Origin of the sequence: Pleomorphomonas oryzae DSM 16300 (assembly GCF_000422965.1) — a bacterium.
GTDB classification, from domain to species: Bacteria; Pseudomonadota; Alphaproteobacteria; order Rhizobiales; family Pleomorphomonadaceae; genus Pleomorphomonas; species Pleomorphomonas oryzae.
The window spans coordinates 1-22,934 of the sequence record NZ_AUHB01000012.1; the positions used below are offsets into that span (position 1 = coordinate 1).

At 63.7% G+C, this 22,934-nt stretch carries 22 protein-coding genes and 1 tRNA gene; 15 read left to right on the forward strand and 8 right to left on the reverse strand.

Going from position 1 to position 22,934, the window contains the following annotated elements:
- The first annotated feature begins 20 nt into the window (after positions 1–20).
- From G522_RS0118425 to G522_RS0118435, 3 genes are all read left to right on the forward strand, one after another.
- The gene (locus G522_RS0118425) at positions 21–1,787 is read left to right on the forward strand and encodes an acetolactate synthase 3 large subunit (protein WP_026792309.1); all 1,767 of its coding nucleotides are present in this window, start codon (positions 21–23) and stop codon (positions 1,785–1,787) included.
- Between the two features lie 6 nt (positions 1,788–1,793).
- Positions 1,794–2,450 (forward strand): VOC family protein, encoded by a 657-nt coding sequence (locus G522_RS29170; RefSeq protein WP_026792310.1) that lies wholly within the window; start codon positions 1,794–1,796, stop codon positions 2,448–2,450.
- Between the two features lie 67 nt (positions 2,451–2,517).
- Positions 2,518–3,267 carry a pyridoxine 5'-phosphate synthase gene (locus G522_RS0118435; protein ID WP_026792311.1) on the forward strand — a complete coding sequence of 250 codons (750 nt, stop codon included), beginning with the start codon at positions 2,518–2,520 and terminating at the stop codon, positions 3,265–3,267.
- 172 nt (positions 3,268–3,439) lie between these two features.
- On the opposite strand, the gene G522_RS0118440 is transcribed toward G522_RS0118435, so the two are convergent.
- Positions 3,440–4,153, reverse strand: coding sequence for an aspartate/glutamate racemase family protein (locus G522_RS0118440; RefSeq protein ID WP_026792312.1), 714 nt, complete (start codon positions 4,151–4,153; stop codon positions 3,440–3,442).
- A 163-nt stretch (positions 4,154–4,316) separates the two neighbouring features.
- On the opposite strand from G522_RS0118440, the gene G522_RS0118445 reads away from it, so the two are divergent.
- The 3 genes from G522_RS0118445 (at position 4,317) to G522_RS0118455 (ending at position 7,208) form a co-directional block, all read left to right on the forward strand.
- Positions 4,317–4,781: an Lrp/AsnC family transcriptional regulator gene (locus tag G522_RS0118445; protein WP_026792313.1), complete on the forward strand. Its 465-nt coding sequence runs from the start codon at positions 4,317–4,319 to the stop codon at positions 4,779–4,781.
- 116 nt (positions 4,782–4,897) lie between these two features.
- Positions 4,898–6,583 carry a methyl-accepting chemotaxis protein gene (locus G522_RS27540; protein ID WP_051228811.1) on the forward strand — a complete coding sequence of 562 codons (1,686 nt, stop codon included), beginning with the start codon at positions 4,898–4,900 and terminating at the stop codon, positions 6,581–6,583.
- 115 nt (positions 6,584–6,698) lie between these two features.
- Entirely contained in the window at positions 6,699–7,208 is a 510-nt protein-coding gene (locus G522_RS0118455) for a DUF1993 family protein (RefSeq protein ID WP_026792314.1), read from the forward strand.
- Between the two features lie 3 nt (positions 7,209–7,211).
- On the opposite strand, the gene fumC is transcribed toward G522_RS0118455, so the two are convergent.
- On the reverse strand, positions 7,212–8,600 hold the full coding sequence (gene fumC, locus G522_RS0118460) for a class II fumarate hydratase (RefSeq protein ID WP_026792315.1): 1,389 nt from the start codon (positions 8,598–8,600) through the stop codon (positions 7,212–7,214).
- Between the two features lie 310 nt (positions 8,601–8,910).
- Between fumC and G522_RS0118465 the strand changes: the two genes are divergently transcribed.
- From G522_RS0118465 to G522_RS27545, 4 genes are all read left to right on the forward strand, one after another.
- Complete coding sequence (locus G522_RS0118465; RefSeq protein ID WP_036839984.1) at positions 8,911–9,534, forward strand: TetR/AcrR family transcriptional regulator C-terminal domain-containing protein; 624 nt, start codon at positions 8,911–8,913, stop codon at positions 9,532–9,534.
- 77 nt (positions 9,535–9,611) lie between these two features.
- Positions 9,612–10,631 (forward strand): ketol-acid reductoisomerase, encoded by a 1,020-nt coding sequence (gene ilvC / locus G522_RS0118470; protein WP_026792317.1) that lies wholly within the window; start codon positions 9,612–9,614, stop codon positions 10,629–10,631.
- Positions 10,632–11,082: 451 nt separating this feature from the next.
- The gene (locus G522_RS0118475) at positions 11,083–12,756 is read left to right on the forward strand and encodes a methyl-accepting chemotaxis protein (RefSeq protein WP_026792318.1); all 1,674 of its coding nucleotides are present in this window, start codon (positions 11,083–11,085) and stop codon (positions 12,754–12,756) included.
- A gap of 154 nt (positions 12,757–12,910) precedes the next feature.
- A complete protein-coding gene (locus tag G522_RS27545) occupies positions 12,911–13,621 on the forward strand; it encodes an NUDIX hydrolase (RefSeq protein ID WP_051228813.1) in 711 nt (236 codons plus the stop codon).
- An 89-nt stretch (positions 13,622–13,710) separates the two neighbouring features.
- Here the strand turns inward: G522_RS27545 and G522_RS29175 are convergent, their stop codons facing one another.
- Positions 13,711–14,169 (reverse strand): BA14K family protein, encoded by a 459-nt coding sequence (locus G522_RS29175; RefSeq protein WP_051228815.1) that lies wholly within the window; start codon positions 14,167–14,169, stop codon positions 13,711–13,713.
- A 181-nt stretch (positions 14,170–14,350) separates the two neighbouring features.
- On the opposite strand from G522_RS29175, the gene G522_RS0118490 reads away from it, so the two are divergent.
- The 4 genes from G522_RS0118490 (at position 14,351) to G522_RS0118505 (ending at position 17,222) form a co-directional block, all read left to right on the forward strand.
- A complete protein-coding gene (locus G522_RS0118490; RefSeq protein WP_026792319.1) occupies positions 14,351–15,262 on the forward strand; it encodes a PhzF family phenazine biosynthesis protein in 912 nt (303 codons plus the stop codon).
- 234 nt (positions 15,263–15,496) lie between these two features.
- Positions 15,497–15,572: transfer RNA gene (locus G522_RS0118495), tRNA-Lys, on the forward strand.
- A 136-nt stretch (positions 15,573–15,708) separates the two neighbouring features.
- Entirely contained in the window at positions 15,709–16,260 is a 552-nt protein-coding gene (locus G522_RS0118500; RefSeq protein WP_026792320.1) for a TetR/AcrR family transcriptional regulator, read from the forward strand.
- Positions 16,261–16,436: 176 nt separating this feature from the next.
- Entirely contained in the window at positions 16,437–17,222 is a 786-nt protein-coding gene (locus G522_RS0118505; protein ID WP_051228817.1) for an SDR family NAD(P)-dependent oxidoreductase, read from the forward strand.
- 49 nt (positions 17,223–17,271) lie between these two features.
- Here the strand turns inward: G522_RS0118505 and G522_RS0118510 are convergent, their stop codons facing one another.
- The 3 genes from G522_RS0118510 to G522_RS0118520 form a co-directional block, all read right to left on the reverse strand.
- Positions 17,272–17,685, reverse strand: a complete 414-nt coding sequence (locus G522_RS0118510) for a four-helix bundle copper-binding protein (RefSeq protein WP_026792322.1) — start codon at positions 17,683–17,685, stop codon at positions 17,272–17,274.
- Positions 17,686–17,838: 153 nt separating this feature from the next.
- Entirely contained in the window at positions 17,839–19,191 is a 1,353-nt protein-coding gene (locus G522_RS27555; RefSeq protein WP_036839987.1) for a bacteriohemerythrin, read from the reverse strand.
- A gap of 300 nt (positions 19,192–19,491) precedes the next feature.
- The gene (locus G522_RS0118520; RefSeq protein ID WP_026792323.1) at positions 19,492–21,078 is read right to left on the reverse strand and encodes a methyl-accepting chemotaxis protein; all 1,587 of its coding nucleotides are present in this window, start codon (positions 21,076–21,078) and stop codon (positions 19,492–19,494) included.
- Between the two features lie 412 nt (positions 21,079–21,490).
- Between G522_RS0118520 and copM the strand changes: the two genes are divergently transcribed.
- Complete coding sequence (gene copM, locus G522_RS29180) at positions 21,491–21,976, forward strand: CopM family metallochaperone (protein WP_051228819.1); 486 nt, start codon at positions 21,491–21,493, stop codon at positions 21,974–21,976.
- Positions 21,977–22,017: 41 nt separating this feature from the next.
- Here the strand turns inward: copM and G522_RS0118530 are convergent, their stop codons facing one another.
- Complete coding sequence (locus G522_RS0118530) at positions 22,018–22,473, reverse strand: DUF411 domain-containing protein (protein ID WP_036840037.1); 456 nt, start codon at positions 22,471–22,473, stop codon at positions 22,018–22,020.
- A gap of 89 nt (positions 22,474–22,562) precedes the next feature.
- Positions 22,563–22,910, reverse strand: coding sequence for a hypothetical protein (locus tag G522_RS0118535; RefSeq protein WP_026792325.1), 348 nt, complete (start codon positions 22,908–22,910; stop codon positions 22,563–22,565).
- Positions 22,911–22,934: the final 24 nt, after the last annotated feature.

Genomic DNA, 22,934 nt, shown 5'->3' on the forward strand with positions numbered 1-22,934 from the left:
AGAGCTTGAGGTAACAGGCGATGACACGGCAGATGACAGGCGCGGAAATGGTCATCCAGGCGCTGATCGATCAGGGCGTCGACACCATTTTCGGTTACCCCGGTGGCGCTGTGCTGCCGATCTTCGACGAACTGTTCCAGCAGGAAGAGGTTCGCCACATCCTCGTCCGTCATGAGCAGGGCGCGGGACATGCCGCCGAAGGCTATGCCCGCTCGACCGGCAAGGTCGGCGTGGCGCTGGCCACTTCCGGCCCCGGCGCCACCAACATGGTGACGGCGCTGACCGATGCGCTGCTCGACTCGATTCCGATGGTCTGCATCACCGGCCAGGTGCCGACGACGCTGATCGGCACCGACGCCTTCCAGGAGGCCGACACGGTCGGTATCACGCGGCCCTGCACCAAGCACAACTGGCTGGTCCGCCGCATCGAGGATCTGCCGGCCATCCTGCACGAGGCGTTCCGCATCGCCACCACCGGCCGTCCCGGCCCGGTTCTGGTCGACATTCCGAAGAACATCCAGTTTCAGACCGGTACCTACGAGAACTGCAAGGACAAGTCGCTGACGCAGTATCATCCGGCGGTGAAGGCCCCGGATGCCGCCATTCGCGAGGCCGTCGAGCTGATGGCCGCCGCCAAGAAGCCGATCCTCTATACCGGCGGCGGTGTCATCAACTCCGGTCCCAAGGCGGTGGCGCTCTTGCGCGATCTCGTCAAGATGACCGGCTTCCCGGTGACCTCGACGCTGATGGGCCTCGGCGCCTATCCGGCTTCCGGCAAGAACTGGCTCGGCATGCTCGGCATGCACGGCACCTACGAAGCCAACCTCGCCATGCACGATTGCGACGTGATGGTTTGCATCGGCGCGCGCTTCGACGACCGTATCACCGGCCGCATCGATGCCTTCTCGCCCAAGTCCAAGAAGATCCACATCGACATCGATCCGTCGTCGATCAACAAGAACGTGGTGGTCGACCTGCCGATCGTCGGCGATGTCGGCTCGGTGCTGGAAGACATGATCGCCGCCTGGAATGCCCGCAAGCCGGTGCAGGATAAGGTGGCGCATGCCGCCTGGTGGAAGCTGATCGACGGCTGGCGGGCCAAGAAGTGCCTGACCTATCGGCATTCGGCCGAGGCGATCATGCCGCAATATGCCATTGAGCGGTTGTTCGAGCTGACAAAGGGCCGTGACACCTACATCACCACCGAGGTGGGCCAGCACCAGATGTGGGCGGCGCAGTATTATCATTTCGACGAGCCGAACCGCTTCATGACGTCGGGCGGTCTCGGCACCATGGGCTATGGACTGCCGGCGGCCATCGGTACCCAGCTCGCCCACCCGGGTTCGCTGGTGATCGACATCGCCGGCGACGCGTCGATCCAGATGAGCATCCAGGAATTGTCGACGGCGGTGCAGCACGATGCGCCGGTCAAGGTGTTCATCCTCAACAACCAGCATCTGGGCATGGTCCGCCAGTGGCAGACGCTCTTTCACGGCAACCGGCTCAGCCACTCCACCACCGACTCGCAACCGGATTTCGTGCATCTGGCCGAGGCCTATGGCGCGGTGGGGATCCGCTGCTCCAAGCCTTCCGAGCTCGACGATGCCATCGAGGAGATGATCCGCATCGATCGTCCGGTGCTGTTCGACTGCCAGGTGATCAGCCTCGCCAACTGCTTGCCGATGATCCCCTCGGGCAAGGCGCATAACGAGATGCTGCTCGACACCGGCGTTTCCGACGAGGAAATCGAAACGGCCATCGCTACAGTCGGCAAGGTTCTGGTGTGAGGCGTCATGGCCGATCTTGAACTCGATCATCTGTTTGTTTTCGTTGATCCGGCGGATGCGCAGCCGGGCGGCGTTGCCTTCGATCGGCTTGCCGCGCTCGGCCTCGAACCATCGTTTACGCGCCGGCACGTGGGGCAAGGAACGGCCAACCTTTGCTATGCCTTCGACAACGCATATCTCGAACTGCTTTTCGTCGTCGACGAGAGTGAACTGAAAGCTTCGCCGCTCGGCCGCGCCGGTTTTGCCCAGCGGGCGGCGTGGCGGCAGACCGGCGCCTCGCCCTTCGGCATCGCCTGCCGGGGCGATCTGCCAGGCAAGAGCTGGACCTATCGCAACCCCGACTTTCCACCCGGCGTGTCGATTGCCATGTCTGAGGAAGGCGACGATCCGGCGATGCCCTTGGCTTTCTCCTCGCCGGTCCATGCGCCACCAGCAGACTGGACCGACGGACGGGCCGGGCGTCGGCAGACGGCGGCCGGGTTGACCCAGCTGACCATCGAACGGCTGACGCTGCCGAGGCTCCCCGTCGCGGGCGGCGCGCTCGACAGCTTCCACCGCGCCGGTCTGATCAAGGCACTGGAGATCGCCGAAGGCGAGCCGGAGCTGTTGATCGGCCTTGAGCCTGGCAGGCGGCTTCGTCTGCCGTTGTTTATGGCCGCCTGAAGGCCGCTTGTGCGGCGAGGGTCGCCGGACTATCGTCCGGCCCGTCCCAACCTTCAGGTCGGCTTCGATGACCCACACCAAGCTCTCCGTCAACGTCAACGCCATCGCCCAACTGCGCAATCGGCGCGACTTGCCCTGGCCCTCGGTGGTCGGCCTGTCGCGTATTGCCTTGGAGGCAGGGGCTGCCGGCATCACCGTGCATCCACGGCCGGACGAACGGCACATCCGCCGCACTGATGTCTTCGCGTTGCAGGAGATGTTGAGAACCGACTGGCCGGGCCGCGAATACAATATCGAGGGCTATCCGACCGAGGAGTTCCTGAAACTCTGCGAGGCGGCACGCCCCGACCAGGTGACGCTGGTGCCCGACATGCCGGGCCAGAACACCTCCGACCACGGCTGGGATTGCGTCACCCACCAGGCGTTCCTGTCGGATGTGGTGAAGCGCATCCAGGGGGAGGGCATGCGCGCCTCGATCTTCATCGACGCCGATCCGACGCAGGCGGCCGCCGCCGCGCTGACCGGCGCGCGGCGCATCGAGATCTATACCGGCCCCTATGGCCACACCTTCGATCCCGCCGAGCAGCGGGCGCGGCTCGAGGAAGTGGCGATCACGGCCGATGCGGCGGTCAAGCTCGGCATGGCCGTCAACGCCGGCCACGACCTGACGCTCGACAACCTGCCGCCGCTGGTCAAACGGACGCCGCACATTGCGGAGGCGTCGATCGGCCACGCGGTGATCGCCGATTGCCTTGTTTACGGCATGGCGGAAACGGTGCGCCGCTATCGCTGCGCGCTCGGTGACTCCGACGCGTGAGCGCATGAGGCAATTGATATTGCCGTTGCACCTCTTTCTGCCTGAGATCCTCTGCCTTCGCAGAGGAAGACAAGAAAATTATATATCAGAAACAAACATATAAGCTGTCTTCCTCTGCGAAGGCAGAGGACCTCAGGCAGGATAGGACAAGGCGCTGATATAGGGCGCCCTGTTACTCCGCAGCCACCTTCATCTCGCCGGCCAAGGCGAAATCCACTGCCGCAGCGGCATGGATCGTGGTGCTGTCGAAGCCCGGCAGCGGCAGGGCGTCGGGGTCGAGCAGCAGGCAAATTTCGGTGCAGCCGAGGATGACGGCGTCGCAGCCTTCGTCCTTCGCCTGAGCGATCAGATTGAGGAAGGCGGCGCGGGATTCGTCACGGACGACGCCGGCGCACAGCTCGTTGAAAATCACGTCGTGAACGACGGTGCGGCCGGCCTCGCCGGGCGTGGTCATCGCCAGGCCATGGGCGGCCATGCGCCGGGCATAGAAGCCCTGTTCCATGGTGTAGCGGGTGGCAAGCAGCAGCGGCCGGCGGATGCCGGCGGCGCTCAGCACCTTTGCCGTCTCGTCGATGATGTTGAGGAGCGGGATCTGAACGGCGGCGGCCACTTCGTCGGCCACGAGATGCATGGTGTTGGTGCAGATCAAGACGCAGTCGGCGCCGGCCCGCTCCAGCCCTTGCGCGGCTTTGCCGAGGCGGGCGGCGGCATCGTTCCACCGGCCAGCCTTCTGCAGATCGACGATCGATTGGAAATCGACCGAATGCATCACCAGTTCGGCCGAATGCAGGCCGCCAAGACGCGTCCGCGCCGCCTCGTTGATCATCTTGTAGTAGATGGCGGTGCTCTCAAAGCTCATGCCACCGATAAGGCCAATGGTGCGCATCACAGGTCCCCTTGTCGCGATGGCTAATCATAGCGTCGTTCACGCGCAAGGCGTTTGCAAGCCGCGGCGCTCGATAATCCATTCACGCAAACAACTGGCGCTCTTGTGGCATATCGTGCAAAATAGATGCGCCATCTTTCTGATGCAAGGGAATCGGGGGCGCATGCTCGACGAACGCGACCGAAAGCTCCTGGAGCTGCTGCAACGCGACGCCGGCCTTTCGGTCATCGATCTGGCCGACCGGGTGGCGCTGTCGGTGTCTGCCTGCTCGCGACGCATCCAGCGGCTGGAGACCGAGGGCTACATCGCCCGCCGCACGGTGGTGCTTGACCGTGGCCGGATGGGCGTGCCGACCACCGTCTATGCCCTGATCCGTACCGCCCATCACTCGGCTGACTGGATGGAGCGTTTCGCCGCCGTCATCGCCGACATACCCGAAGTGGTGGAAGCCCATCGCCTGACCGGCAACGTCGATTACATCCTGAAGCTCGCCCTGCCGCGTGTCGAGCATTACGACGTGATCTACAAGAAGATCATCCGCAAGGTTGAACTGTTTGACGTGAGCGCTTCCATTTCGATGGAAACGCTGAAAGACGGAGCGCCGCTGCCCGTCGACTATGCGCCATGATGCTATTCTTAAGGACGAAACGGCTATTTCTTGGTCAGCCGGCTAAGCCGATCAGGGATTCTTAACCGTACTTATGCAGACAATCCGATGTATCGGGCGTATGTCGGGAGGAATGCATGGCCCTCAAAAATCTGCGAATTTCGCTGAAGATAGCGATTTCGCTCGTCTCCATTATCGTCTTCTCGCTGGCTGCCGTCTTCTACGCGGCTGAAAGCATGACGAAGCTCAACGCCGAGCAGGCGCAGTTCATCGATCGCGATGCCCAGTCCACCCTCCTTGCCAAGGAGATCGAGGGCGCCGCCTACCGTCTGAACACCACGCTTTATCGGCTGATTACCACCTTCGACAGCGACCAGCTCGACAAGCTGACCGCCGAGGTGAAGAACGCCGAGCCGCAGTTCCGGACGGCGATCGATGGCATCCGCTCGCGCCGGGCCGATCTGTCGGCCGATCTCGACGCCATCGCCCAGCCGCTCGACGAGCTGTTCGCCAAGACCAAGGAGGTGGTCGAGGCGGCCAAGCTGATGGATGCGGGCCATGGTCGCGAGGTGATCTCCGGCGAGGTCGAGCCACGCATCGACGCCATTTTGCAGGCCACCGACAAGCTCCTGTCGACCGTCGAGACGCAGTTGGTTGCCAACCGAAGCGCGCTCGACGCCGAGGCCAATTCCACCGTCACCGTCATGGTGGCGATGGTGGCCGGCGGGCTGATGGCCGGCCTGCTGGTGGCTCTTGCCATCTCGCAACGCGGCATCGCGGTGCCGATTCATCAGCTGTCGGCGGCCATGTCACGTTACGCCAAGGGCGAGTTCTCCGAGGCGCCGCACGGCACCGAGCGTAAGGACGAGATCGGCACCATGGCGCGGGCGCTTGCCGTGTTCCGCGACAATGGCGTCGAGGCGGAGCGGCTGCGGGAGCAGCAGCGCGATGCCGAGGCGGCCCGCGAATGCGACCGGCTCGCCCTGCTAGCGGAACTCGCCAGCGATTTCGAAGGCACCATGGGCGGCGTTGTCGAGGCGGTCGGCAAGGCGGCTGTCGAGATGAACCAGGGTGCGTCGTCGCTACAGACGGCCACCGAGCGGACGGCATCCACCGCCTGCAGCGTTTCCGCTTCGTCGCAGGTGATGTCGCAGAACGTTCAGGAAGTGTCGGCGGCGGCCGGTCAGATTTCCTCCTCGATCGAGGATATTTCCCGTCAGGTGGAAAGCGCCAGGTCCATTGCCGAGGAGGCCGGCACCCAGGCAAAGCAGACAGCGACCATCGTCGGTGACCTCACCGAGGCGACGCATCGTATCGGCGAGGTGGTGAGCTTGATCACCTCCATTGCCGATCAGACCAACCTCCTGGCCCTCAATGCCACCATCGAGGCAGCGCGAGCAGGCGAAGCGGGCAAGGGCTTTGCCGTCGTCGCCGGCGAGGTGAAGGCGCTGGCCGGCCAGACCGCCAAGGCCACGGACGAAATCTCCGGCCATATTTCGACGGTGCAGGATGTGACCGATCGGGCGGTGAAGGCGATCAACCGCATCTCCTCGACCATCGGAGAGATCAAGTCGGTGAGCGTCACCATGTCGGCGTCGATGCAGGAGCAGATGGCGGCGACACAGGCCATCGTGCAGAGCGTCACCTACGCCGCATCGGGTGCGCAGGAGGTGTCGGCCGGCATCAACGGCGTCGCCGAGACGGCCCAGACGTCGGGCACGGCGGTCGCCACCATCTACGCCATGTCGGGCGAGTTGCTCGGCTCCGTCGATCAACTGAAGACCAAGTCGTCGGAATTCGCCACCCGCATCCGCGTGGGGTGAGCGGTGTCGATCGTCAATAAGGGCCGGGCAGCTTGCTGTCCAGCTCTTGTCGTTTGGGGCTGATGACAAAACCTGTCGATACCCCAGGCGATACTGCGCTTCATAGGAGCGCAGAATGATTAGTCTTCATGACATTTCCGTGCCGGTGTTCGGCCGCTATCTCAATCGGCTCGACGGCCTTGTCCTCATTGCGGCGGCCTATGTCGCTGATCGCGACCTGCCGCAGGAGGCGCTGCTTCAGTCGCGCCTCGCTCCGGATATGCTGCCCTTCGAGGCGCAGGTGCGGATCGCCGCGCGGTTTCCATTGAGGGCTCTCGGACCTCTGGTTCCGCGCTTGCCGGACTTCGATTTCCCGGAGGCTGCGTCGTTTGCTGATCTCAGAGCCGATATTGCCGCCGTCGTGGGTGCGCTGTCGGCTCTAGGACCGGCCGATCTCGACGGTCGCGAGAGGGAGATCGTCACCGACCGCGCCGGCCTTGCCGACATCACCTTGCCGGCAGCGCGCTTCGTCGCCGAATACGCGCTGCCCAACATGTTCTTCCACCACACCACCGCCTACGCCATCGCCCGCTGGGAGGGCGTGAAGCTCGGCAAGGCGGATTTCGACGGGTGGCACAGGTACTGAGGCTCACTCCGGTCCGATCATCCGCTCCGGCCTGACCAGGGCGTCGAACTCCGCATCGGTGACGTAGCCGCCGCCGACCGCTTCCTCGCGCAGCGTGGTGCCGTTCTTGTGGGCGGTCTTGGCGATCTTGGCGGCGATGTCGTAGCCGACCTTGGGGGCGAGGGCGGTGACCAGCATCAGGGAGCGGCCGAGGGCGGCCTTGATGTTGTCTTCGCGCGGTTCGATGCCGACGACGCAGTTGTCGGTGAAGGAGATGGCGGCGTCGGCGAGAAGCGTCACCGATTGCAGGAAATTATAGGCCATCACCGGGTTGTAGACGTTGAGCTCGAAGTGGCCCTGGCTGCCGGCGAAGGTCAGTGCCGAATGGTTGCCGAATACCTGGACGCAGACCATGGTCAGCGCCTCGCACTGCGTCGGGTTGACCTTGCCCGGCATGATCGACGAGCCCGGCTCGTTCTCCGGCAGCGACAGCTCGCCGAGGCCGGAGCGCGGGCCGGAACCCAGGAGGCGGATGTCGTTGGCGATTTTGAAGAGGCTCGCCGCCACGGTGTTGAGGGCGCCGTGGCTCATCACCATGGCGTCGTGGGCGGCCAGCGCCTCGAACTTGTTGGGCGCCGAGGTGAAGGGGTGGCCGGTGAGTTCGGCGACGCGGGCAGCGATCTTCTCGGCAAAGCCCTTGGGGGCGTTGAGCCCGGTGCCGACGGCGGTGCCGCCCTGGGCAATCTCCATCAGCATCGGCAGCGTCTGCTGGATGCGCTTGATGCCGTTCTCCACCTGCTTGGCATAGCCGGAGAATTCCTGGCCCAGCGTCAGCGGCGTCGCATCCTGGGTGTGGGTGCGGCCGATTTTGATGATGTCGGCCCAGCTCCTGGCCTTGGCGTCGAGCGCCTTGTGCAGGTGGTGGAGCGCCGGCAGCAGCTTCTCGATCACTTCCGAGGCGGCGGCGATGTGCATGGCCGACGGATAGGTGTCGTTGGACGATTGGCTCATGTTGACGTGGTCGTTGGGATGCACCGGCTTCTTGGAGCCGAGCGTGCCGCCCAGGATCTCGATCGCCCGGCTAGAGATCACCTCGTTGGCATTCATGTTGGTCTGGGTGCCGGAGCCGGTCTGCCAGACGGCCAGCGGGAAATGGGCGTCGAGCTTGCCGTCGATCACCTCCTGCGCCGCCGTGACGATGGCGTCGCAAAGCTTGGGATCGAGTTTGCCGAGATCGCGGTTGACCTCGGCGGCGGCGCGCTTCAGCACACCCAGCGCCTTGACGATGGCCTTGGGCTGCTTTTCCCAGCCGATCTTGAAATTGCCGAGGGAGCGCTGCGTCTGCGCGCCCCAATAGACCGAAGCGTCGACGTCGATGGGGCCAAAGGTGTCGGATTCAATGCGGGTGGACAAGCGCGAACTCCCTCATGTCTTGTCGATCGTCGGTGACGCGCCGATGTGGTGGACGGGTAGCGCCATGCGCAAGCGATTGACTTTGGAGCGTTTCCTCGTTGGCCGGGTGCGACCATCCGGTCGGCAACTGCTCTAGGCGATTTTCATCAGGGATTCCACCCATGCCTAAGGAGAAAGACGGGGTTTCACTGAAATGTGGTCATGAGAAAGAGGCGCTTGACAAGGGAAGGGCACTCGCACTAAAACCACGGAACCGTACCGTACGGTACATAAGTTTTCGACACCGCTGACAGAGAGCGAACCTTCCGCCATGGAGCCCTTCACGCCCCGCCAGAATGCCGTGCTGGAATGCGCGCTGCAGCTGTTGGTCGCCGGTGGCGAGCGGGCGCTGACCACGGCCGGCCTGGCGCGGGCGGCCAATTGCTCCAAGGAAAGTCTCTACAAGTGGTTCGGCGATCGTGACGGCCTGTTGGCGGCGATGATCACCTATCAGGCGAGCAAGGTGCGGACGCCGGGGCCGCGCGAGAGCATGCCGACCCTCGACGATTTCACCCGCAGCCTCGTCGTCTTTGCCGAGGATCTGCTCGGTGTGCTCTCAGGGGAAGTGTCGCTGGCGCTCAATCGTCTCGCCATCGGCCAGGCCGACCGCGACGGCGCTCGGCTCGGCGCCCTGCTGCGCGAGCACGGTCGGCTGCCGATCGAGCAGCGTGCCCGCGCCCTTCTGGAGCTTGGCCGGCGGCACGGCTACCTGCAGTTTTCCGATACGCGCGAGGCCTACGAGACGCTTTATGGCCTGATCGTTCATGACGGCCACGTGCGGATGCTGCTCGGCGAACCGCCTGCAGGTCTGGCCGAGGAACGGTCGCAGCGGGCGCGGCTGGCGATCTCGCAGTTTTTCCGTCTCTATGGGCATGGCGCCCAGGACATCGAGTAATCCGATTTCACGAGTGAACCGACGGCCGGCGGGGATCGGCCGTCTCAAGAACGCCAATAGCGAGGAAGGACAACAACATGCGCGTCTATTATGATCGTGATGCCGATCTCAACCTGATCAAGGGCAAGAAGGTGGTCGTCGTCGGTTACGGCTCGCAGGGCCGTGCCCATGCGCTGAACCTCAAGGATTCCGGCGCCAAGGACATCGTCATTGCCCTGCGCCCGGGGTCGGCGACCGCCAAGAAGGTCGAAGCCGACGGCCTGAAGGTCATGTCGGTGGCCGATGCCGCCAAGTGGGCCGACTTCCTGATGATCGCCACGCCGGACGAGCTGCAGGCCGACATCTATCGCAACGAGATTGCGCCGAACATCCGTGACGGCGCGGCGATCGCCTTCGCCCATGGCCTCAACGTCCACTTCGGCCTGATCGAGCCGAAGGCGACCCTTGATGTGGTGATGATCGCCCCGAAGGGACCCGGCCACACGGTGCGCGGCGAATACCAGAAGGGCGGCGGCGTGCCCTGCCTCGTCGCCGTCGAGCAGAACGCTTCCGGCAACGCGCTTGAGCTGGCGCTTTCCTATGCCTCGGGTATCGGCGGCGGCCGTTCGGGCGTCATCGAGACCACCTTCCGGGAAGAGTGCGAGACCGACCTGTTCGGCGAGCAGGTCGTTCTTTGCGGCGGCCTCGTCGAGCTGATCCGCAATGGCTTCGAGACGCTGGTCGAGGCCGGCTATGCGCCTGAGATGGCCTATTTCGAGTGCCTGCACGAAGTGAAGCTGATCGTCGACCTCATCTACGAGGGCGGCATCGCCAACATGAACTACTCGATCTCCAACACCGCCGAGTGGGGCGAGTATGTCTCCGGCCCGCGCATCATCACGTCCGAGACCAAGGCCGAGATGAAGCGCGTGCTGAAGGACATCCAGTCGGGCAAGTTCACCTCGGAGTGGATGCAGGAATACAAGGCCGGCGCCGCCCGCTTCAAGGGCATCCGCCGCAACAACGACAGCCACCAGATCGAGGCCGTCGGCGAGAAGCTGCGCGCCATGATGCCGTGGATTGCCAAGAACAAGCTGGTCGACAAGGCCCGCAACTGATCGCCTGGGGCAATCCACGCTTTATGCCTTGCGCCGGGCGGTAGCCCGCCCGGACGCGGGGTATCGCCAAGGAACAAGCTGGTCGACAAGGCCCGCAACTGATCGCCAGACGCAGGCGTAAGGTTCGGAACAGCTAAGCGCGTCATTCTCAAGATGACGAAGCCGGGAAGCCTCGAGGCTTTCCGGCTTTTCTTTTTGGAGTGCAGGAAATGTTATTCAACCGACGGTAGAATAGACGCCTCGCCGAGCGGCTTACTGTTATCCGAGCCTCAAGTTATGCCGAGGGAAATGCAACCTTTATTCATCAGCGCGGCGGTTTCCGCCATCTGTACGGTACAGTTCATTGGAAACATTCCACTCGTTAATCACTCGGCAATGGAAATATTTCTATTCTCCGGCTTAGTCAGCCATTCCCTGTGTCTAGACTGACGGCGTTTGCGGAAGCTCGAAAATGAAAATCCAAGGAAAGCTCTATTCGATCGTCGCCCTGCTCGGCGTCATCGCCATTGGCGTGGCGCTGCTCGGCATCCGCCTCATGCAGGGATATAACGAACATGTCGATGCCTTTCAGTTGGCCTCGCAGCGTGCCTATGACGGCGAGCATCTCAACCGGCTGATCACCGCCGTGGTGATGGACTCGCGCGGCATTTATGCTGCCAAGGATGTCGAGAAGGCCAAACCGTTCGCCGATGGGATCGTCAAGGGCCTGAAATCGATTGACGACCTGCTCGGGGAATGGTCGTCGCGCGTGCCCGACGACCGCAAGGCGGCGTTCGACGCCGTTGTCGCCAAAGCTCAGGAATTCAAGACGTTCCGCACTGAAACCGCCCGGCTTGGTATCGAAGTATCGCCGGCCGCCGCCAACGAGCAGGGTAACAACGACGCCAACCGCAACAATCGCAAGCAGTTGCAGGCCGATGTCGACAAGCTCGTCGACGCCGATCGGCAGGATCTCGATGCCGTGCGCGCCGCAATCGAAGATTACTATGTTGCCGGTCGTCGCACTCTGATCATCTTCGCCGTCATCGGCATCCTAGCCGGCATCGGCATTGCCTCCTGGATCGGCACGGCCAAGATTGCCGGCCCGCTCAACAAGGTCAACGGAGCCCTCGCCGACCTTACCCGGGGCAAGATGGACGTTGCAGTTCCCGCCAAGACTGGGCGCGACGAGATCGGCCTTCTCTGGAATACCGTCGGCACCTTCCGCGACACGCTGGTCGAGACCGAGCGGCTCAAGGCGGCGCAGGCTGACGCGGAAGCGCAGCGGCGCGCCGAGCAGAAGGCGCTGCTCGATCGGCTGGCCCGCGAGTTCGAGAAAGAAGTCGGCGCGATGCTGGCCACCGTGTCTCAGACCGCGCAGTCGACCCTGAAGGCCGCCGAAGTGATGGTTGCCGACGCCGAAGAGACCTCCGGCCGGTCGGTTGCCGTGGCCGGGGCCTCCGAGCAGACGTCTGCCAACGTGCAGGCGGTCGCCGGCGCGTCGGAAGAGCTGTCGTCGTCGATCGCCGAGATTGGCCGCCAGATCGGCGAAGCGTCGACGCTGATCGGCGCTGCCGTCGAGCAGGCCCGCCTGACCGACCATGATGTCCGCTCGCTGGCCGACAGTGCGTCGAAGGTCGGCACCATCGTCGCCATGATCCAGGCCATTGCCGAGCAGACCAACCTTCTCGCCCTCAACGCCACCATCGAGGCGGCGCGCGCCGGCGAGGCGGGCCGTGGCTTTGCTGTCGTTGCCTCGGAAGTGAAGGCGCTGGCCAGCCAGACCGCCAAGGCGACGCAGGACATCGAGGCGCAGATGGGCACTATCCAGAGCGCCACGCAGCAGTCGGTGGAGAAGATCGCCGATATCACCCGCCGCATCGCCGAACTGGAGCACATCACCTCGTCGATCTCCGGTGCCGCCACCCAGCAGAACGCCGCCACCGGCGAGATCTCCCGCAATATTTCCGAAGCGGCCGTCGGTGCCGCCGAGGTGGCTCAGACCATCATCGGCGTCCGGACCACCGCCGAGAAGAGCGGTGCGGCCTCGCGCGATCTTCTCGACCGCATGTCGCATCTCGCCCAGCAGTCGGCGGTGCTGGAGCAGAAGGTGTCGGCCTTCGTCGGAACCATCCGCGCCGCTTGATATCTGACCTCGCAAGACAATCGATCCCCGCCGGTATCCGGCGGGGATTTTTGTTACTCGGCCACCTGATCGGAGCGGTGCGTCTTCCTTTGGTCGCATCGGCTGGCTAGAGTTTGCCGATCCGCCTGATTGGCCGGCTTTTCCGGAACGCCTCATGCTTCACGAAATTACCGATATTCGCCTTCGCCTTCGGCCAGGCGCGTGGCCGATCGCCGACGACCTGCGCCCCAAGATCGAGGCCCACTGGGCGGCCTGCCTCAACGCCAATCCTCACCTCTGGAACGGTCGGGTGCTCGGCACCATCGCGCCGGGTGCGCCGGGCGGCATCGCCATCAACGCCGGCGTGCTGACGGGCGAAGCAGTGGAGGGCGATTTTGCCGGCTTCATCGCCTGGCGCGATTGGGGCTTTCCGGAGATCGGCATCCGCAACCTGTTCGGCTCGGCGCTGGTGCTGTCGTCGGACGGCGCGCTGATCCTGGGTGTGATGGGAGCAACGACGGCCAATGCCGGCAAGATCTATCCGCCCGGCGGCAGCCTGGAGCCGGCCGATGTCGACGCCGACGGCAATGTCGATGTGATCGCTTCGATCGAGCGGGAGCTCAGGGAGGAGACCGGCCTGATTGCCGGGGAGGCGACGATGGAGGGGATGCTGGCCGCCTTCGACGGGCCACGGGTATCGATCGGCCGGGTGCTGCGCTTTCCGCTGCCCGCCGACCACCTCGTCGCCGTCATCATGGCCGAACTCGACCGGCAGGAGGAGCGTGAGCTGGCGAAGGTGGTGGCCTTCCGCAGCGCGGCCGAACTCGATCGTCCCGAAGTCACCGCCTATAGCCGCGCTTTCGCGAAGCGCCTGCTCGCGGGCTGATTCCGGCTGGATATAAAGAAACCGCCCGCCTGGAGGTCATGGCGAGCGGTTTAAGGTACTGCGATCTGCCTGGGGTGGTGGCTTTCCGATCAGCCGCCGTAGTAGGGCGACTGACAGGGGCGCAGGTTTCCGCGGTTATCGACCCACGTATTGTCGTAAGAATTATAGGAACGATAGCGGCCGGCACACCAAGCCTGGTGCTCCTGCGGCATCGGTGCCGCATAAACCGCAGCGGGCTGCTGATAGACGACCACGGGTGCCGGGCGATAGACGGGCGCCGGGCGATAGACGACCGGCGGCGGAGGCGGCGCGTAGTAGACCGGCGGCGGTGGCGGGTCGTAATAGGCCGGCCCTTGCGCCGGCTGCGAGGCCAGCGTGCTGCCGAGCAAGGCGCCACCGAGAAGGCCAATCGCGCCTACGGCGGCGAGGTCGCCACCATCATAGCGATGCCCATGATGATAGTAGCCATCCGCCAACGCCGGTAAAGCCAGCGAGGAGAGAACGGCGGCAATGGCGACTGGTGCGGCAATCTTCGATAGCCTGGACATTTCTCGTCTCCATGCTCGGTCTTGGAATAACGACGGACCGATGCATCCTTTCCATTAGCCATAGCTGGTAATTTTGGTCGCATTTGGGAAGAGGCGTGGTGAAATTCGGGTGATAACCGACGTGGACTAACGCCACCGCCGCAACTATGGTGGCCGGCACCGTACGCCCAGGAGAGACCAAGTGGCTCGTCGATATGCGATTCTTGATGTTTTCACCGCGAAGGGACTGACGGGCAATCCGCTGGCGGTCGTACTGGATAGCGACGGCCTCGACACGGCCACCATGCTGGCGATCACCAAGGAATTCAATCTGTCCGAAACCGTGTTCGTGGAGGCGCCGTCGCGCCCCGGCACGTCGGCCAGAATCCGCATCTTCACGCCGGGACGCGAGCTGCCCTTCGCAGGCCATCCCACCGTCGGCACCGCGGTGTTGCTCGCCCACGAACGCCTGCAGGGCATCGAGCGCGAGACCGATGCCATGGTGGTGTTGGAGGAGCAGGTGGGCGTGGTCCGCTGCGGCGTCACCATCTCGCCGCAGCGCTCCGGCCGCGCCGTCTTCGATCTGCCCAAGCTGCCGGAAGAGCGCCCGTTCCACGGCGACATCGGCCTTGCTGCCTCGGCACTCGGTCTCAACCGGGGCGACATCGGCTTTGAGAATCATGTGCCCTGCGTCTTCGACGGCGGTGGCCCGGTGTTCGTGTTCCTGCCACTGGCCGGTCTCGACGCCATGCGCCGTATCCGTGTCGACAAGTCGCACTGGGCAGGCGCTTTCGGCTCCACCGAACTCGACCTGTTCGTCTATAGCCGCGAGGTGGTGACCAAGGGGCATGACTTCCACGCCCGCATGTTCGCGCCGCATCTCGGCATCGGCGAAGACCCGGCCACTGGTTCGGCCGCCGCCGCTTTCTCGGCTGTGGTGCGCCGCTTCGACCGGCCGGCCGATGGCGAGCAGAAGCTGGTCATCGAACAGGGTTTCGAGATGGGGCGGCCCAGCCTCATCGAGCTTGAGATCATCATCGAAAAGGGCAAGCTGGCCGGCGGCCGCATCGGCGGCGAGGCGATCATCGTCGGTCGCGGCGAGCTCTACGTCTGATCTCCAGACAATCCGATCCCAGGATATAGACGGCGGTTCGCAAGCGAGCCGCCGTTGTTTTTATGGGCTGCCGCGAGATCGGCATCCGCCGGTGTCCATTGCCGGCTAGCAGATTGATATCAAAGCATATTCATTTTTTTCGCCTAACCGATCGAAAAGGGCTTGCGCCCAATCTCCGGCATGGTTATAAGCCGCCATCGCTTCCGGACGACACCGACGTCCGGCGAGAAAAGTGGGCGCGTAGCTCAGTTGGTAGAGCAGCTGACTCTTAATCAGCGGGTCACAGGTTCGATCCCTGTCGCGCCCACCACTTTTCCTAAGCCAATCAAAAACTTGCCGGTTGTTGAGCGTTAGCGCGCTTTGGCCGTGACCTTGGTTTGCTGTCTGGCGCTTGTTTGCCTATATTAATGACGGCGATCATGTATTGGGCCGTCGGAGACTGGGAAATGAAGGTCAGTCGCGAGCAGATGGCGGAGCACCGCGCCCGGATTCTGGAGGCGGCCAGCCGGCTGTTCCGTGAGAAGGGGTTCGAGGCCGTCACTGTGGCGGAGGTGATGAAGGCGGCGGGACTCACCCATGGCGGCTTCTATGGCCATTTCGCCTCCAAGGACGATCTGGTGGCACAGGCGCTCGCGCATGCTCTTGAGGCAAGCCTCGGCAAGACGTCCGATGCGCGCGCCTTCATGGACGATTACCTGTCGCCCGAGCATCGCGACAATCCCGGCAAGGGCTGCCCGACCGCCGGGTTGGCCGCGGAGACGCGCCACGAGGGCTCGGCGGCGCAATCAGCGATGACCGCCGGCCTGCGCCAGCAGATCGATGGCCTGAATAGGGCGCTCTCCGGCAAGAATGACGCCGACAAGCGCCGCAAGGCGATTGGAACCTGGGCCGCCATGGTGGGAGCGGTCATCCTTGCCCGCGCCGTCGACGATCCCGCTCTGTCCAATGAGCTGCTGGACGAAACGCGGGCCTGGCTCGATGCCAACCTGAACGGCTGAGCCAATCGGCTGCAAGCGGCCTTGCGGTCCGAGGCATGCCGTTCATCAACACGATCTCTTGAACTCACGAGACGGTCGGCGAGCGCGGCTCCGCATTGACTGTTTTCATGATGACCATCATATTTTCTCTCATTGATGATAACCATCATGAATAACTGTCCGACAAGAGAGCCGTCATGACCAAACCCACAGTTCTGATTACCGGAGCCTCGTCCGGCATCGGCGCCACCTATGCCGACCGGTTTGCCCACCGCGGACACGATCTCGTTCTAGTCGCGCGCGACAAGGCGCGGCTGGAATCGTTGGCGACTCGCCTCAGCGGCGAAGCCGGCGTTGCCGTCGATATCCTCCAGGCTGACCTCACCAATCTCGACGATCTCCGTGCCGTGGAAACGCGGCTTGCCGACGACCGGCGGATCGGCATCCTCATCAACAATGCGGGGGCGAGCCTTGGCGGAACCTTTGTCGATCAAACAACCAACGACATCGGGCGTCTCATCGCCTTGAACGCGACCGCCGTCGCCCGGCTGGCCGCCGCCGTGGCCAAGAGGTTCGCGAGCGAGGGCAAGGGGGCGATCGTCAACATATCCTCGGTGGTCGGGCTGGCCCCGGAATTTGGTTCGACGGTGTATGGCGCCACCAAGGCCTTCGTGACGTTCCTGTCGCAGGGGCTCGACCTGGAGCTCGGCCCCAAGGGGGTCTACGTGCAGGCGGTGCTGCCGGCGGCGACGCGGACCGAGATCTGGCAGCGCGCCGGCAAGGACATCAACACGATACCCGGCTTGATGGAGGTCGACGACCTGGTGGATGCCGCGCTGGTTGGCTTCGATCGCGGCGAACTCATCACCATCCCGCCGCTGCCCGACCACGGGCAATGGGAGACCTATCAGGAGGCACGAAAGGCCATGCGGTCGGGCTTCGGCGAGGCACGCCCCGCTGCGCGCTATCGGACGTCCGGCTGAGGTCGAAGCAAGGCGGCGCGGCTGCAATGGGCCGCGCCGGCCACCGGTGTTATTGCAGGGACGGCCTGATGCCGTCGGCCGCCGCGGCGCAGGCGGCTTCGCAGCGCCGGCAGGCGTCGGCGCAGACCCTGCAATGCTCGTGCATCGAGGCATGCCGGCCGCATTCGGCGCCGCAAGCCTGACAGGCATCGCGGCAAACCAGAATGGCGGCCCGGAGGACGGCGTCGTTCGAGCCGGTCCGCCGCGACGCGAGCGCCGCCGTGACCGTGCAAAGATCGGCGCAATCGAGATTGAGGCGAATGCACTGGCGCAGGTCGCCGACGTTGCTCTCGCCGAGGCAGGCATCGGCGCAGGACGTACAGGTCTGAGCACAGTCGAGACATTCCTCGACACAGCGCAGCAGGGCTGCGTCGATATGACCGTTGAGGGCGGGGTGAGAGCGGATCATCGCTTCGGCGTGCATGGCGGCCTCCAGGGCTTGGAGATTTGATGGCATTTGCCGGCCCCGAGGCCGGAATGACCTACAACAATTCTGCCCCGGATTTGTTCCGCCCGCCTCGCAGGCCGGACTTGCGATCAGCTCGCTTTCGGTCCACCGGTGGCGCGCCGGCGCCCTTCATTGCATGTGGCTTTGATTGCGCCCGTTCTTCTTGGCAATGTACATGGAATCGTCGGCTCTCTGGACGAGATCCACCGCGAGATCCTCGCGGGTGAGAGACGAGATACCGATGCTGATCGTGGTGCTTTGGCCGAGCTGCTCGAGCCTGGTGTTTTCGGCGGCGGTCCGGATGCGCTCGGCGATCGACAGCGCTTCGAGCCGGTCGGTTTCGACGAGGATGACGGCAAATTCCTCGCCGCCATAACGGCAGGCGGCGTCGGTGCCCCTCAGCCCGTTTCTCAGAACGGCCGCCATCATCCGCAGCACTTCGTCGCCAATGACATGCCCGTGCCGATCGTTGACCTGCTTGAAATGGTCGATATCGATGAACAGGAGGGATAGCGGGCGGTTATAGCGCTGCGCCCTCTGTATTTCCAAATCGAGCCGCTCATCGAAGGCTCTCCGGTTGAGAAGTTCCGTCAGCGGATCGGTGTTGACGAGGCGTTCGAGCTGTTCGGTTCTTTGCGCGACCAGCCGTTCCAGCGTCGCCGTTGTTTCCTTCATGGCGGTGATGTCTGTGTCCGCTCCGACGAGGCCGACAAATCGGTCGCTATCGAGCCGGGGCATGACCTTTTCCACCACCCATTTCATCTGTCCGTCTCGGGCGCGAATTCGGTATTCGATGAGCCCGGCGTCGTGCCGGCGCAGCCGCTCCTCCAGGAATGCCCTGTAGCGCTCCCGGTCGGCGGGGTGCAGAAACAGCGTCCAGTCCTTGGCCTTCAATTCGGTTTCGGAAAGGCCGATAAACTCGATCCATTCGCGATTGACGAACTCGCGCGTGCCCGAGGCGCCGGCAAACCACAGCATGGTCGGCGCCTGTTCGGCCAGCTGGCGAAAGCGGCGCTCGGACTCGTTCAAAGCGGCGATCAATATCTCCTGGACGGAAAGGGGAGAGGTGGTGCCTTCGGCATGCTCCGGAAGGGCATGGACCATGCGATGGTCCAGCTTGAGGATGTGGGTGACCAGCCAGTTGACGAGGAAGTTGAGGATCTCACTCACCGTCTCGGCCTGGGCGAGATTGGATTTGGCCGCGATGCCTTGCACCCGCGTTTGAAACGACCGGTGGGCGCAGACATGCCGCTGTCTTTTCGAGAGATTCAGCGACGACTGGCACATCAGCTGCTCTTCGTCGCAGAAATGCGTGTCGGCGTAGTCCATCAGCTGCGCCAGCAAGCCGGGAGCGTCCGGCAAGGTTCCCCGTCCGGAAACCGCATCGGCGATATTGTTCGTCAGTTCGAACAGCCGCTTGTGCTGGCCGTCGATCTGACCGTTCCCCGTTTCCAGATGCGTGTTCCAGTAAAAGAGTGCCATTCGTCACATTCCGGCATGCATGCTCGTTTCACCGGGCGGGGTCGGCAAGGGCCGAAAGCCGGTGATGATACCGCATGTCCGCATTCCGCCTTCACAGGTCCTCGGATCCGGTTGGCAAAGCTCCGATGCCGGCCGGATGTCGTCTCCCTCCGCTACTTATCATGGGGATGGTGAAAGCTTTCCACTCAGTCTTTAGGCTCTCCACCTGTGGGTTGTGCTTTCCCGTGGGTAATACCGATAAGCAAAGCCCCCACGCGGTTGGCGTGGGGGCTGCGACGTATTCGGCGAAGGAGGCGAGGGTCAGGCGGCCTTGAGGCTCCGGACGAAGGTTTCGACCTCGCGGCGCAGCGTGGCCGAATTGGCACTCATGCCTTCCGAAAGGCCCATCAGTTGGGTCGCGGCGGCGCCGGTCATCTCGGCGGCGGTGCCGACGCCGGAGATGTTGTGGCTGACGGCTGCCGTTCCCTGTGCCGCCCGCTGGGTATTCTGGGCAATTTCGCCCGTAGCGGCGCCTTGCTGCTCGACGGCCCCGGCAATCGCCTCGGAAGCGTGCTGGATGGTGTCGATGGTCTTGACGATCCGCGAGATGGACTCGACCGCAACGCCGGTGGCGGCCTGGATCTCGTTGATCTTGGTACCGATCTCATTGGTCGCCTTGGCGGTCTGGTCGGCGAGCTGCTTGACCTCGGCGGCGACGACGGCAAAGCCCTTGCCCGCTTCGCCCGCCCGTGCCGCCTCGATGGTTGCGTTGAGTGCCAGGAGATTGGTCTGGGCGGCGATGTTGCTGATCAGCTCGACCACGGTGCCGATCTGCTGGGCCGAGACTGACAACGACTGGACATTCTGGCTGGAGGTGGCTGCTTCGGCCGCCGCTTCCTTGGCGATCTTTGACGAGTTGGTCACCTGCTGGGAGATTTCGCTCACCGACGCGGTGAGTTCTTCGGTGCCGGCAGCGACCGTCTGGACGTTGGTCGAGGCCTCTTCCGATGCACCGGCCACCGACTGCGCCTGCCGGGCGGTTTCTTCCGCCGTGGCCGACAGGTTGCGGGCGGCGTCGGCCACCTCGGTCGAAGAGCCGGTGAAGGCGGCCGATAGCTCTTCGATGCGGCTGGCGAAGCGGTCGGTCAGCTCAGAGCGGCGCTTGAGTTCAGCTGCCTCGGCCGCCTTGATCGTTTCGGCGGCATGACGGGCGTCTTCGGCCAGCTTCAGGCTCACGCGGAATTCCTCGAGGCTGTTGGCGATTCGGCCGATCTCTTCCTTGCGATCGCGATCTTCAATGGACACGTCGTAGTCGCCGTCCTGCATCGCCCGCATCTGCTTGAGCAAATGGGCGAGCGGCTGCGTGACGGACTTTCGCATGACAACGATCGACAGCGCGCCGATCGCCAGGGTCGCCAACAGAATGCCGGCGATGGCGGACCAGATGGTCCGGGTCACCGTCTGACGGTTTTCCTCGATCTGAGCGGCGACCTGCTTAAGCACCTCGTCATTGAAGACGACCGTGGCCTGCTGGATGTTGGCGATGGCGGGCTGGCAATCGCTGACCAACAGCTGCAGGGCCTTGGCATTCTGGCTTGGGTCGGTGCTGCCCGACAGCTTGACGACCTCGCTGCAGGAGCCAGCAAGCGCCCCTTTGACCTGCTCGCCGAAAGCTTTGATTTCCGTCGCCCGGGCTGGGAGGCTTTGAGCCGCCTCGGCAAGATAGCTCTGGGCCGCGGCTTCCGCCTTGTCGCGAGTAGCAGCGGCATCGGCATTGTCCTTGTCCGATGTAGAGGCGGCGTTCTTGAACAGCGAGGCCACCACGTCAGAAAGGTTGCGATTGGCGCGCGCCATCAGGAAAGGCGCATGGGCGTCGTTCTGGATCAGATTCTGATAGTTGTCGCTCACCGTACTGGTTTGCCATCCAAAATAGCCGGCTCCTGCAATAGCAACTAATCCAATAGAACCGGCAACTAAAACAACCTTTGTTAGCAACGACAGATTCTTGAGCGACATAGATACCTCCGGTCGAATACGTAGGACCATGTCGCTCCTTACTCATTAATAAGGGATAAAACGGATCCGTGGTTGAAGATTATTATTTGTCTGCCACCCGATGGAATGAATGAGTTCTTTCGCCACCTGGCGAAATTGCCGATGCGCCGGCGGCGCCTTTATCTTTCGTTCCAACCGATCGGACTCTGAACCGATCGGCGCTCCCCGCGTTATCTCCCTTGCAGTGCCGCCCCCATTTGCGCCGGGCCGGATCGCTCCCATGTGGCCTCTGCCGGCCAGCGAACCCAGCGACAGGAGACTTACGATGCGGCTACGCCTTGTCATTCTCACCGCGGCCTTTGCGCTACCGGCTGCCGATGCTTTCGCCCAAGAGAAGGTGGACACGCTTTCCATCCTGCCTCAGGCCTGCCGGGCGGCCATGATGTCGGCCGACCATACGATGGTCAGTTCCAGCGCCGACGCCAAAGCGAACGCTCCCAAGACGATGCCGGGCATGGATGCGACCAAGCAGGTTCAGGAGACGGCCTCGGACAGCGCCCAGCAGGAAGCCCTCGACGCGGTCAATCGCATGCATGAGCCAATGATGGCGGCGGCCAAGATCGCCGACCCCGATCTCGCCTTCAATTGCGGCATGCTGGTCCATCATCAGGGCGCGATCGACATGGCGCGCCTCGAGCTGAAATACGGCAAGGACGACCAGAGCAAGAAGATGGCCGAGATGATCATCGAGGCGCAGACCAAGGAAATCACCGAGATGTCGGCGCGTATCGAGACGATGACCAAGCAATAGAGGCGACGGCCGGCGAGAGATCGCCGGCCGTGCTGCATTGATCAGCCGCGATCGGGCTGAACGGTGGCGAACACCTTGGTGCTGCCGTCCTTGCCGATCAGCAGCACGTCGTAGGGCTGGGCATCGGCATCGGCACCCATGCCGGGCGAGCCGAGCGGCATGCCGGGGGCGGCAAGGCCGACGGCATCGGGCTTTTCGGTGAGCAGCCGGTCGACCAGCGCTGCCGGCACGTGCCCCTCGATGGCGTAGCCGCCGACCAGGGCGGTGTGGCAGGAGGCCGCATCCTCGGGAATGCCAAGCTGCTTCTTCCTGGCAGTGATGGCGTCGTAATCGAGCTCGGTTGCGTTCACTTCATAGCCGGCCGCCTGCATGTGGCTGATCCAGCCATGGCAACACATGCAGCCTTCGTTGAGCACGACATCGACCTTCTGTCCGGCAGCGCCGGCCAGCGAGGTGGAAGAGGCAAGGAGAAGAAAGGCGACGAAATAGGATTTCATGATTTTACCTGTGAGGATGGTCACGGGACCGCGGCGCTTCATGCGGCCGGCGGTGCGACGAATAGGAAAACTGCTTCGAGAAATGCCGTTCAGGTGCGCGGCGGTTCGAGCGGCGGCGGCAGGGAACGACCTTCGAGGCCCGCCACGACGACCGGCGACTTGGCCGCGCGTTCGACGAAGACCGCCAGGACCGGCGTGGTCGGCAGCAAGGCAGGGGCGGTCATGGCGCAGCCGGGGCCAAGGCAGTTGCTGGCGAGGCCGGCCTTGTCGGCCGGGGCGTTCGAGGTCTTGCCGCAGCAATCATGCCCGCTGTCGAGCGTCGCCATTGCCATCTCGGCGTGCGCGGCAGGCACGGGCAAAACAATGCTCCGTCCACCCAGAAGACCGATCAGGGCAGCTGCGACGAGAACGAAGCGAAAGCCGGCAAGAAAGCGCATGATGCAAGTCTCGCATTGTTCGGG

Coding starts and splice junctions, on each gene's coding strand:
- G522_RS0118440 (WP_026792312.1), bottom strand. CDS start 4,153: ATGCGCACCATTGGCCTTATCGGTGGCATGAGCTTTGAGAGCACCGCC.
- G522_RS27540 (WP_051228811.1), top strand. CDS start 4,898: ATGGCCCTCAAAAATCTGCGAATTTCGCTGAAGATAGCGATTTCGCTC.
- G522_RS0118455 (WP_026792314.1), top strand. CDS start 6,699: ATGATTAGTCTTCATGACATTTCCGTGCCGGTGTTCGGCCGCTATCTC.
- G522_RS0118435 (WP_026792311.1), top strand. CDS start 2,518: ATGACCCACACCAAGCTCTCCGTCAACGTCAACGCCATCGCCCAACTG.
- G522_RS29170 (WP_026792310.1), top strand. CDS start 1,794: ATGGCCGATCTTGAACTCGATCATCTGTTTGTTTTCGTTGATCCGGCG.
- copM (WP_051228819.1), top strand. CDS start 21,491: ATGCGGCTACGCCTTGTCATTCTCACCGCGGCCTTTGCGCTACCGGCT.
- G522_RS27545 (WP_051228813.1), top strand. CDS start 12,911: ATGCTTCACGAAATTACCGATATTCGCCTTCGCCTTCGGCCAGGCGCG.
- G522_RS27555 (WP_036839987.1), bottom strand. CDS start 19,191: ATGGCACTCTTTTACTGGAACACGCATCTGGAAACGGGGAACGGTCAG.
- G522_RS0118465 (WP_036839984.1), top strand. CDS start 8,911: ATGGAGCCCTTCACGCCCCGCCAGAATGCCGTGCTGGAATGCGCGCTG.
- G522_RS0118425 (WP_026792309.1), top strand. CDS start 21: ATGACACGGCAGATGACAGGCGCGGAAATGGTCATCCAGGCGCTGATC.
- G522_RS0118475 (WP_026792318.1), top strand. CDS start 11,083: ATGAAAATCCAAGGAAAGCTCTATTCGATCGTCGCCCTGCTCGGCGTC.
- G522_RS0118530 (WP_036840037.1), bottom strand. CDS start 22,473: ATGAAATCCTATTTCGTCGCCTTTCTTCTCCTTGCCTCTTCCACCTCG.
- G522_RS0118505 (WP_051228817.1), top strand. CDS start 16,437: ATGACCAAACCCACAGTTCTGATTACCGGAGCCTCGTCCGGCATCGGC.
- G522_RS29175 (WP_051228815.1), bottom strand. CDS start 14,169: ATGTCCAGGCTATCGAAGATTGCCGCACCAGTCGCCATTGCCGCCGTT.
- G522_RS0118500 (WP_026792320.1), top strand. CDS start 15,709: ATGAAGGTCAGTCGCGAGCAGATGGCGGAGCACCGCGCCCGGATTCTG.
- ilvC (WP_026792317.1), top strand. CDS start 9,612: ATGCGCGTCTATTATGATCGTGATGCCGATCTCAACCTGATCAAGGGC.
- G522_RS0118445 (WP_026792313.1), top strand. CDS start 4,317: ATGCTCGACGAACGCGACCGAAAGCTCCTGGAGCTGCTGCAACGCGAC.
- G522_RS0118535 (WP_026792325.1), bottom strand. CDS start 22,910: ATGCGCTTTCTTGCCGGCTTTCGCTTCGTTCTCGTCGCAGCTGCCCTG.
- G522_RS0118510 (WP_026792322.1), bottom strand. CDS start 17,685: ATGCACGCCGAAGCGATGATCCGCTCTCACCCCGCCCTCAACGGTCAT.